A 10,579-nucleotide genomic window follows, 5' to 3' on the forward strand; every position below is an offset into this window, starting at 1 on the left:
GCGATACGTCGGCGGGCGTGTGACCTCGACGCATCAGGGTAGCCAGCGCGAGATACTCCGCACCGACGCGTACTGCCAGAACCTCCGAGGCTCTTTCGACGGCTCCGAAGATCCCGCAGCCCGTGCGCTGTCCCAAACTTATCCCGATTCGGAAAAGACGAGACACTTTCTCGAGGTGGCGCCGATTTTCGCCATTCTCGCGAATGGGCTGTTGTGAAAGTACGGAAGCTGGTCGCGCATTTCCTGGAAGCAGTCCGGCCGGGGATGATCAGGCGCTTCCGAGCATGTTCCAGCCTTCGAGGTAGAGCATTGCGGCGGCGATACCGAGAGCATCATTAATGGATATGCCAGCGCAATCTCGCCGAATGCCATCGTGGCTTCAGGCCAGCGCTCCGCGTGCAACAGCTCGATATCTGCGAACGCGTGCCCCGCTGCGTCTTCCGGGTACCAGGCGCGCAGCCAGCATTTCTGGTTGGCCATGGCGAAAGACAGTTTTCTTTGACGAACTCGGCAGCATGTCCATGTCGGTCCCGTCGGGAAGCGGTTGATTGGTGCATTCCAGGGAATGCTGCAGGCGCAACAACGGAGAGGCGAAAGACGATGTCAGACGCGACAGGACCTCATCATGGACGGGCATGGGCGATGGAGGCGCGGACTTGCACGCCGGGCCGACGAGCCATGGAACGACGGCATGGTGAGGCGAACGCACGAAAACGTTCGTCACGCGTGTGCGGCCCTGCTGGAAAGCCGCCCGATCATATTGTTCAAGGGCGCTCAGCAGGGCAAAACCGCAAAGCAAAATGGAAGTGGGTAGAGATGGCATCATGTTTGATTACATGAGCACTACATCAGGGGCTTCGATTTGGCACGCGCCCGCGGAACGAACCGTGGCGCATCGTCAGGAACGGAATCGAACGACGCCAAATTTCTCATCGCTGCGCTCACGCGTGCCTCAGTTCGCTGGACGAGGGCATCGAAAGCAGAGCAAAACGCTGGATGCTCCATGCAGCCATTTGAGGCAAAAACTCGAACCGATGTTGCTCGCGGGCCAGGCCGCCTGAAAGCGTTTTCTCGATTAGCAGCGGCACGTCGCCAGGACAAAAAAAAAAATTGCAGTGACTCCTCGGATAGCCATCGCGGGTATCGCGGCAATTGGCATATTAGGGGCGGCATCCGTTCCCGCGATAAAGGTATTTCACTTGCTGCCTGATTGGCTATCGTGAATGCTGCGGCGTTCGACGGGCTCACCGTATTGCTCGATGGAAAACCGGTTGCCGAGCGCCTGCCGCAAACATTTCGAAAACGACGACGGGTTTGTCGTAGTGCGTGTCCCCTGGGGCGAACACGAGCTCGTTGCGCAAGATGGATCCGGGCGCGAGATCGACCGGCGGCGATTCGTCTTGAGCGCGGACCCTTACAAGGGCTGCTTTATTCGCCCGCCCGCCCGGAGTCGAACGTGTGTTTTCTACCACGAGCGTGTTACCTTTCGCCCTAAGACATCGCTGCAAGATTACGACCTCGTCGGGCTCGGCGGAACAAATCAGCTGCACCTTTTCGAGATGCAAATCGAACACTTTGGTTCCGCCCTGCTCGACGGAGTCGCTTCGCTCGAATGGGCAGCGGGTCACTGTCGGCATTTTCAATTAACGCGCATTGCCGTGCGATATGAAGCGAGGCGGTAGTGGTGGGGAGAACTACGACGTGATGGATGCAGCCAAACGACCGTCCTCCACCATACTTCTTGAATGTCCGCGCAGGCAGGCGTTTTTCCGGTATGGCGCAAGGCGCTCAAATCACTTACGAACATTTCGCTTTCGCCAATTCCTCGACATGAGCAACCTTGTCCCGGTGCAAGCCATGAATCTCGAGGTGTACGCGCAAAGCTTCACAAATGAGCAGCGGCTTCCTCGTGCGTTCGCCAATGAGCCGAGTCACGATGGCGCGGTTGATTTGTGTCAAAGCCCATTGCATCGGCACTCGTTCCCGAGTGTATTCAATGAGCGCGCGATCATAAGCGTCGGCTGCTTCGTCGAGGTATTTGGTGCCCTGCGCACGCGTCGCCAAACGGACGAGCCCATTGCCCAAATTGTTTTGCATCATCGCCCATTGGAGTGGCCCGTGCTCACGCTTGAATTCGGCGAGCGTTTCTCGATGAAGATCAACCGCTCGTTCAATGAGCTCGATATCATTCTCCCGCTCGCCCAAAGCCTGCAACGCGAGTCCCAGGCTATTCTGTAGGGTGGCCCATTGCCCCGGTGCACGCTCACGCGTCCTCACGAGCAACGCTTGCTCGAAAGCTTCCACAGCCTGCTTCAATCGCTCTGTACCCTTTTCCTGCTCACCAAGGCGGTAAAGCGCAATACCTAGATTGCCCTGCGCGCCGGACCATTCGAAAGGGTCGTCTTCACGGGTGAAAACGAGCAATGCGTCCTCCAAAGCTGCGACGGCATTTTCAAAATGCTTCGTGCCACCGGCTCGTTCGCCTAGCCGAAGGTGCGCAAGTCCCAGGTTGCTGTGCGTTTCAGCCCAGTCGCGGGGATTCCGCTCGCGGGTGCGCTCGAGCAATGCTTGCCCATAAGCTTCGACGGCCTCTTCCAATCGCTCGGGCCCCGCTTCTCGCTCACCCAGCAAAATCAAACCATTGCCAAGATTGTTCCAGGTCCGGGCCCAATCAAGCGGCGCTTGGTCACGGGTGTACACCAAGTGAGCCGCACGAAATGCCTGAATGGCTGCTTCGATTCGCGTCGTGCTGTTTTCACGCGTCCCGAGCATTTGCAAGGCGGTACCAAGATTGTGCTGCGTCTCGGCCCAGTATTGCGGTGTCCGTTCAGGCGCCCTTTCCAGAAGCGCCTGTTCGAACGCGGCAACCGATTGCATCAATCGTTCCGTCCCGCGTTCCCGCTCGCCGCGCCGGGCCAGTGCAATACCCAAGGTGCTCCACGTCGCAGCCCATTGCAATGGCGCCGCTTTGCGTGGCAACGCGTCGAGAATCGATCGCACACCGACGCCCGATTGAGGCGCAAGCGTGCACGAATAACTTCGTTCGATGAAGCAAACTCATTCTCGGCGCGCTCGAAACTGTCGAGCGCTCGTTCGATGATCGCCCGATTGCCCATTTGCTCCCCGGTCCCCCATTGCGCAAATCCCAATACCCAAAAGAGGTCGGCTTTCTTGGGCCACCGCGCGAGAAAGTCTTCCTTCGTCGACAACGCTTCGACCTTGAACAAATACGGCTTCAACGTCCAGGCAATGTAACGGTCGTGCCGAACCTCGTACGCGCCGTATTCGGTGCCCACGACGAGAGCGAGCACCGGTTGCAGCTCGGCTTCCGGCACGACCGGCAGCGTCGTTTCCGGCAATGTATAGCGACCTCCGTGATGATCGTCGATCGAGGTGACATGCAACGTCAATCGATGCTCGCCGCCGACGGACGTCACTTTGCCCCGGATGAGCATGTTTGCGTTGGTTTGTCGGAGCCATTGTCGGGCGTTCTCGTGACCGCGATGCACGTCTTTGTCGAACCATTCCGCAGATGTCTGCGATTTGTCCAGCCGGACGAGCTGCAGCCCGCGTCCTTGATGAGCGGCTTTCGACGGCTTGGTGAATTCCTGCAAGTCGAGCATCACGCGCTCGACGGCATCTCCCACACCGTTTCGATTGCGGTCTTCGTCGCCATCGAACGCCGCGACGACCACGGAGAATCGGCCAGGTTCGAGCAACGGAGGCGGCGGCGATGTCGTACGTTCCGCTCTCTGCGCGCCGCCACAGCCAGAAAGCGCAATGCCGAGAATCGCCAGTCCCCACGAGCGTAGGGTTTGTCCTAATGAACCAAGCGACCTATGCATGTTTCATCTCGCACCGACGTTCGTCACAATCTGGGCATGATGACCTGTTTGGACACCAACGTTCAAGAAGATTCGGCACGCCTCGTCACGTTTTCGCTGCGGTTTCGTGCTACCGTGGTCGTCCAGCCATGATCACGACTCGGCACAAGCGCGTGACGGACTTTTATTGATGCCCTCTGCTCGCACGTACTTTCTCCTCGCGGCATTGCTGATTGGTTGCGAAAGCCGCTCGGCACCCGTCCCACGTGCCACGAATGCCCCCGCTGCATCAGCAGCCCAGAAAGCTGGCGCGATTCGCACGGTGCGCCATGCTGCGTCGGAATGGGTGACCTTCGATCTCGACCTCGATGCCGTCGAGCTATCGCTCGTGGGTCAGCGCCCGAACGAGCCTTCGACGCTGCCCGCGCTCGGCCCGTATCTCGCCCAGCGCAAGCGTGAGCTTGTCGTCGCCACCAATGCCGGTATTTTCAGTCCCACACGCCGACCGATGGGCCTGCACATTCAGAATGGGCAGGAGCTCGCGCCAATCTCGACCGCCGATGGAGACGGAAACTTTTTCCTCAAACCCAACGGCGTGTTTTGGCTCGATGAACGTGGGCCGCACGTAGCATCCACCGAAAACTACGCGCCTCGAGGCAAGGTCGAGCTGGCAACGCAATCGGGCCCATTGCTCGTGGCGGGCGGGCGTATTCATCCCGCGTTCAAGGAGTCCTCGACCAGTTTGCGTATACGGAGCGGCGTGGGCGTCGACGGGCGCGGACACGTCTTCATTGTGCTTTCGCGCGAACGCGTGACGTTTCATGCCATGGCGACGCTTTTTCGAGACGTGCTCGGATGCCCCGATGCCCTGTACCTCGATGGCGAGATTTCTGCCATTGCCGCGCCCGGCTTTCCCACGCCGTCGATTCATGAATATGGGGGCTTGCTCGTTGCGACAAGGCGCGAGATGCCGGAACGCTAGAGAGGAAATGCTTACTCCTCCCAAGTCAGGACGTTGATCCATGATTGCGGTGAAGTCGACGCCCATGACGTCTATTCGGTCTCTTCTCTGCAAGGCATCGCTTCAAAGTCGAACCAGCGTGCTTCGTCTGCTTCTCGAATCGACGGCAAGGGGAACCACTACGGGGGCCATTCGCAGGGGCGGGTTCATGAGTCGCTCACGCAGCCACGCTCGTCGCGTGTTCTTGAAAAATGCACGCGCGGACCACGATCAATTCAGCGTCACTGCCACGGATGCGACAAGAGCACGACCACCAACGCAATCACCACCAAGATCGCATCGACGATAACTACGGGTAGCCACGCGTTGAAAGGACGGCTGGCCTGCTCTTCTTGGATTGCTGGCGCATTTTGCATCAGACGAAACGCTTTGCCGAGCGCGACGAAGGATGATGAAGGCATGAGCGCGATGGCTACGACGACGAGTGGTCCAAGCCACGGCAACGGTCCAGTCAAACGCGGAAAATAGGCCACCACGAGTAACGTACCGAGCGGAATGACGGTCAGGGCACGAAGTGCACCGGCGTATACACCGATACGAAATCGTTCGCGCTTGCTCGCGTGGAGCGCGCGTATGCTGAGGCTGGCGCTGCTTATGAGTAACCCGAGCCAAAAATATAAACCCACGCTGCGTTGCTCCGTGCCGCAAAGTATACCCCAATGCCACTTACAGCAACAAGGATTTGGCGCGGATGTGGTGGTCGGTGCCGTTGACGTGGCGAGAACTATAGATGCATCGTCGGGCGTAGAGGTCGACGACGCATTGTTGCAGTACCTGTCACGAACATCGAGCATCTCGATCGTAGATCGAGGGTGTTTCGCGCGCGGGCTCAGGGTGCTCGAATCGCATTCGGTCGCTTGGTACGGGTCAAGGTGTTTCCCTTGCACCTGCGCCGAGCGACTCCAATAACGTGCGCAACGCCTTTGCTTGCTCCTCCGGGTCTGCAAGTTTCAACGTCGTCGTGCGACCACCCAAGAGCATTCCGCGTGGACTGGCGCAAGCCTCGGAAAGTTTCCCCTCGAGCGCCATTGCGGCACCCAAATACAAATGCGCGCAAGGCGTGAAGTTCCCATCGACACATAGATATTTCGTCACATCGATCGTCTCGCGGCTGGTCGTATCGATGAAGGTTCGATCGGCTTTCGAGCAGCCCTTCAGGACTTCAGGAGGCACGGGGGGTGTTGGCGGCGAAACTGGTTCGTTGTCCAGCTCGGACAGCTCGATATCCGGCGTCGCGGTTTGTTTTGCAAATTCGGCAACGGGAATGGGTACAGGCGATGTCATCGCGTAATTCAGCACGAAGCGCAGATGTTCGATCGGAATCGCGAACGTGACGTGTGGCGCCTCGAGGATCATCGCCTGCATGATTCCGATGACGCGACCACGATTATCCATCAATGGCCCTCCGGACGCGCCGGAAGCCATGGGCACGGTGGTCTGCAATTGCAAAGATTGTCGTCGTTGATTCGACGGCCGCTGAGGATCCCCGTCGCCACGGTTGATGTAAATCCGAGCGGGTGGCCAATTGCGACGACGGAATCGCCCACGGCGGAAACATGCCCATTGGCCAGTGGCAATGCAGTCGTCAACCCAGAGACGCGCAAAATCGCCAGATCGAGCGCCTTGTGGTATGCAATGACGTGCGAAATCTGCTCCTTGTATCCATCGTTCAGTACGACCGAGATCTCGGATTGACCTTCGATGACATGGTAGTTGGTCACGATGAACCCACGGTTCGTCACTGCGAATCCCGTCCCGAAGCCGCGTCCCGTGAGTATCGTGACGATTGCGGGCATGCTTCGGTGCACGATGCTCGAAATGGACAGGGGTGCGAGCGACACGTCGAGGACTCGGACGTTGGGTGAATCGATCGTTGCGACTTTCCCCAGTTGTACGGGATAGTTGGGGCCGGTGACCTGCTCGCGCTGAAGCTGCTTGCAATATCGCCGCCTCAGCCGATCCCCATCATCATCAGCACAATACGAAATGCATTTCTCATTGCCGCGGCATTGATCGATCACCGATTGCGGTACGCCCAGATGTCGACAGCCGGTGAAAAGCAGGGCTGCCATGGCCAATCGAAGTTGCGACATAAACAATGGCAATAAAGCGTAGCAGGTGGGTGGGTGTCAAGTGGAATGCGTTGGCACCCAGATTTGCATAGATCCGTGCCTGAATGCCCGCATCGATGCATCCGGAGCATCGTCCCGAAACGTTGTCGTTCGCTCAGAACAAACCGAACAATTTCTTTCGTACCGCCGGTGGGCGATCAATTTGCAATACTTCGCTCACGCCAGCCGCATCCAACGCTTCGATCAGAGCTTCCCCGCCCTTGTTCAGCTTGAGGCTCACCTCTTCGCGGTGGAGGGCGAGCAAACAATAAATGTTCACGACGCGTCCGTCTTTCAGCGTGATTGTTTGATCAGCCTCGTCCACACCCACGGGTGGCAGCAAAAGCCAGCAGCAAAGGTTGGTTTCGGGCGAAAAAGGTTTCGGCGGATCGCCATTGGGGATCGTATGCAACGCTCCGAGCCACGTGTTGTACTCGTGCGGCAGTCTTGCGAGCTGCTTGAGCCATCGAAGGGGCCAATACCAGCGCTCTACGTCGCTCCCGACCTCCCAAGACGCCGGGAGCATCAACATCAGCTCGGCAAAGGCGAATTGCTCGGCACCTTCGATGTGCTTGGGCACGTTCATCGGCAAATCGCTCATGCCCGTCGTGAAAAGTGTCCAATGGTCACGCACGGGACGCGGCGGGATGATGTGCACGTCGATATGCACGATGTCCGACACGATCTCGTGAAAGACGCTCTGGGGTTCCCCGAACACGCGGGCGAAGTGCTGTTCGATCTCTTCGGTGCCGGTGGACGCCGCGGGCGGCTCGAATTCACGCGCCCGTGCTTCGTGGCGCAAGATGTCGCTGCCCCCGGGCGATCGGCTGGGTTTGTCGTCGCTCATGGAGCCGTTCATAGTCGGAGCGTTGCCCCATGTCCAACATGTCGGCGTTTCTTCGAAGGTCAACCGTACGTTCAAGACGCCGGGCTTACTTCATCGACCTTGGACTGCATGCCCTGACCCCAACGATTGCCCGTCTGGGTACGTGAATCTGTACGGCGAGTGCGTCGTGGCCACACCGAAAACACGTGGCACGGACGCCGCGACCGGCATCAAGTATGGGAGCGCCGTGTCTTGATCCGTAACGGCGGGTCCACTAGCAGTGTAACGAACTGGTCGATGCGGCCTTATTTGGCCAGAGCCTCGGAGTTGTCGCGGTCATCGGCATGTCCGCATGACGGGTGGTACGCGCGGCGGGCTACCGCGTCACTTTGAGCAAATCCAAGTCGGCGACTCCGTTGGCGGTGCTGAGGCCGTAGCGCACTCGAAGGCTCGTGGTTCCCGAGGGGGCGGTCGCGACAAGCTGAGCATCCGCATTGTATACCCAAGCATCCGTGGCCCACGTGCGGCTGGCGAAACCGATTTCGCTCCCGGCGCTGTTGTAGAAGATGAGAGACACCGAGCCCGACTGGGTATGGTTGCGGCTCATGTTGTCGACCCGATACGTCGTCCCCGCCGTGGCGGCAATTGCGGGGCTGCGCGCATACGCTCCTGGATACTGGCAGCCGGACGTGAAGCCTGTCGTCTGCATGCGCAGCGCGTACGCACCGCCACCGGGAGCCGGTTTGTCGCTCGCTGTGTAGTAGCGGAAAACGTTATTCGCGGGGGTCCACGACGTAGCAGCACAGTTATGCCAAATCAGCCAGCCCGATAAATCGGCACTGCTCTCGAAGCTATTTGAATACACAGTGATTGCTGGCGGAGGCGGCTCGGCTCTCCACCCCGAGACGACGGGCATACTGCTCTCCAGCCATGACTCCATGTCCCGCTGTCCCGCGACCCCGAGAGGAATCCCTTGGTAGTACTGATCAGGATTGGACCAGCGATTGAGCCGCACGCAAGAAGCGGGAAGGCCATTGAATTGACAGTCGATGTACCCACCCATGATGGTCATCCAAGTGTCGTTGGCCGCAACGACCGGACGAGCAATTCCCCCATTGGGGTCATTCTCGTGTTTGCCTCCGAAGACATGACCAATTTCGTGAAGCGCTGTCAAGTCGCCCAGCGCGTAGTCGTCCGTGGAAAGAGCGAATGGGTTGGCTTTATCATAATTATATGCCACCCCACCCACACGACCGTAACCCGGCATCTCGCCAACCGCCACAGTCGAGTCCTCCTGCACCAGCAAGAATGCAATGTCCGCATAGGTGCTGGCCATGCTGGCGTCGATATTGGTGAAGGGTGCGGCGCGACTGCCCATCGCGTTACGAATCGCCAACCTGGTCATCCCAGCAAAACTGCTCGCGACCTGCTGGACGCCCGCGATTGTAATCTTGTTGTTCGACGAAACGGCGCTCGAGCTGAGCGAATTATTGAACGCCGAAACGATATTGGAAACCAGTGAATTTGCGTACGGGACATTGTTTGCGTACAGGAACAATACCCGTACGTTGCCACCCACGACGAGCGATGTCGAGGGAGGGAGACTCGGAGCTTCCAATGCATCATCATGCTCCATCGACGGCTCGCTCCGGGGCACCATGGTCCGATCCACGCTGCGAAGCATGTGCAGCTTCGACCCGCTATGCGGCCGCACGAGCCATGCGTGTGTCCCTTGCCGGATGGAACCCACCAGCTTGCCGTCTTCGATGGAGAACGTGAAGTCGGAGAATTCATCGTCCGCTACGTGTCCAGAGAAGGTCGTGATCCCAGGCAACAGTTCTTGCACTGTATTGATGACCAGCACCGCATGACCGCCTTCGGGTAGCGCGAACTCGATCTGCGCCCCCGGCATGAGCTGGTTGCGCATCGTTTCGACGTCGATGGTTGCCAGCCGCGCCGCTTTTACGGCATCGTTGAACCCATGACGGGAAATTTCATAGTCGCTAGCTCCCAGCTGCTCGTCCCATATTTCGATCAACGGTGCGTGACCCTCTTCGGACGTGACGGAATGTGAACAACCAAGCCCGAGTGACGCCATCAGGGCAGTAACGGTTGAAGCCTCGAGGAACGTCCTCGCAAAGTTTTTCTTGAACGTCATTTTTTTGGACCTCCTGCTGAATGTGGATTGGCTTTTATGGCATTCCGCATGGCGACGTCCATGCAGTGATGCCGCAACCTGGCGTTGAGTCAAAATCCAAGTACGCCCCCCAAGTAATGGCACGGCAGAACATTTCAATACGCAGATGTGCGTAGGCGAAGGAGCGCACTATGACGTTGGCGAGATGTCTGCCGAGTCCTGTAACATCGCAATCATGAGCTCGGCTCGTGATTGCACGCCCAGTCGGCGATAGATATTTTCCGCGTGTTTACGCATCGTCCCTTCGCGGATTTCGAGGCGCGCGGCAACCTCCTTGTAGGAAAGCCCCGTTCGAGAAAGCAAGTACGCGACTTCTCGTTGCCTGTGCGTGAGTTTCGGTGATACATGCGCTTGATTTCGTGACACGTTTGCCTCGGATGCCTTCGAAACGAGCCGCGCAACGCTCATACGAGATGCAAGCGTCGACATTGCGCTGACGTATCGAAGTAGGTTGGCACGAACAACCGTGAGGACCGCCTCGAGATGCGGGCAAATACCTACCCGTGGCCAGCAGCGCCGGTCCTTCGTGGTTGAACTGCTCTATTGTATGGGCCAGGCTCGAGGTTTCTGACATGACCGTGTCGATTTTTTCGAGAGCAC

General features: G+C 58.4%; 9 protein-coding genes. 1 reads left to right on the top strand and 8 read right to left on the bottom strand.

From position 1 onward, the window contains the following. Positions 1 to 138: 138 nt before the first annotated feature. The 3 genes from IPM54_41030 to IPM54_41040 form a co-directional block, all read right to left on the bottom strand. Entirely contained in the window at positions 139 to 480 is a 342-nt protein-coding gene (locus IPM54_41030; GenBank protein MBK9266160.1) for a hypothetical protein, read from the bottom strand. 1,317 nt (positions 481 to 1,797) lie between these two features. Next, a complete protein-coding gene (locus IPM54_41035) occupies positions 1,798 to 2,877 on the bottom strand; it encodes a tetratricopeptide repeat protein (GenBank protein MBK9266161.1) in 1,080 nt (359 codons plus the stop codon). After that, on the bottom strand, positions 2,877 to 3,845 hold the full coding sequence (locus IPM54_41040; GenBank protein MBK9266162.1) for a hypothetical protein: 969 nt from the start codon (positions 3,843 to 3,845) through the stop codon (positions 2,877 to 2,879). Before IPM54_41040 ends, IPM54_41035 begins: the two co-directional genes overlap by 1 nt. A gap of 169 nt (positions 3,846 to 4,014) precedes the next feature. On the opposite strand from IPM54_41040, the gene IPM54_41045 reads away from it, so the two are divergent. Beyond that, on the top strand, positions 4,015 to 4,806 hold the full coding sequence (locus IPM54_41045; GenBank protein ID MBK9266163.1) for a phosphodiester glycosidase family protein: 792 nt from the start codon (positions 4,015 to 4,017) through the stop codon (positions 4,804 to 4,806). Positions 4,807 to 5,066: 260 nt separating this feature from the next. Here IPM54_41045 and IPM54_41050 read toward each other — a convergent pair whose 3' ends face one another. The 5 genes from IPM54_41050 to IPM54_41070 form a co-directional block, all read right to left on the bottom strand. After that, positions 5,067 to 5,471 carry a hypothetical protein gene (locus IPM54_41050; GenBank protein MBK9266164.1) on the bottom strand — a complete coding sequence of 135 codons (405 nt, stop codon included), beginning with the start codon at positions 5,469 to 5,471 and terminating at the stop codon, positions 5,067 to 5,069. A 241-nt stretch (positions 5,472 to 5,712) separates the two neighbouring features. Continuing rightward, positions 5,713 to 6,786 (bottom strand): trypsin-like peptidase domain-containing protein, encoded by a 1,074-nt coding sequence (locus tag IPM54_41055; protein ID MBK9266165.1) that lies wholly within the window; start codon positions 6,784 to 6,786, stop codon positions 5,713 to 5,715. A gap of 285 nt (positions 6,787 to 7,071) precedes the next feature. Beyond that, positions 7,072 to 7,803, bottom strand: coding sequence for a suppressor of fused domain protein (locus IPM54_41060; protein MBK9266166.1), 732 nt, complete (start codon positions 7,801 to 7,803; stop codon positions 7,072 to 7,074). 355 nt (positions 7,804 to 8,158) lie between these two features. Next, positions 8,159 to 9,940: a hypothetical protein gene (locus IPM54_41065; protein ID MBK9266167.1), complete on the bottom strand. Its 1,782-nt coding sequence runs from the start codon at positions 9,938 to 9,940 to the stop codon at positions 8,159 to 8,161. Between the two features lie 168 nt (positions 9,941 to 10,108). Further along, positions 10,109 to 10,345 carry a response regulator transcription factor gene (locus tag IPM54_41070; GenBank protein MBK9266168.1) on the bottom strand — a complete coding sequence of 79 codons (237 nt, stop codon included), beginning with the start codon at positions 10,343 to 10,345 and terminating at the stop codon, positions 10,109 to 10,111. Between the last annotated feature and the right edge of the window lie 234 nt (positions 10,346 to 10,579).

The sequence above is a fragment of the Polyangiaceae bacterium genome, from assembly GCA_016715885.1.
Lineage (GTDB): Bacteria > Myxococcota_A > Polyangia > Polyangiales > Polyangiaceae > Polyangium.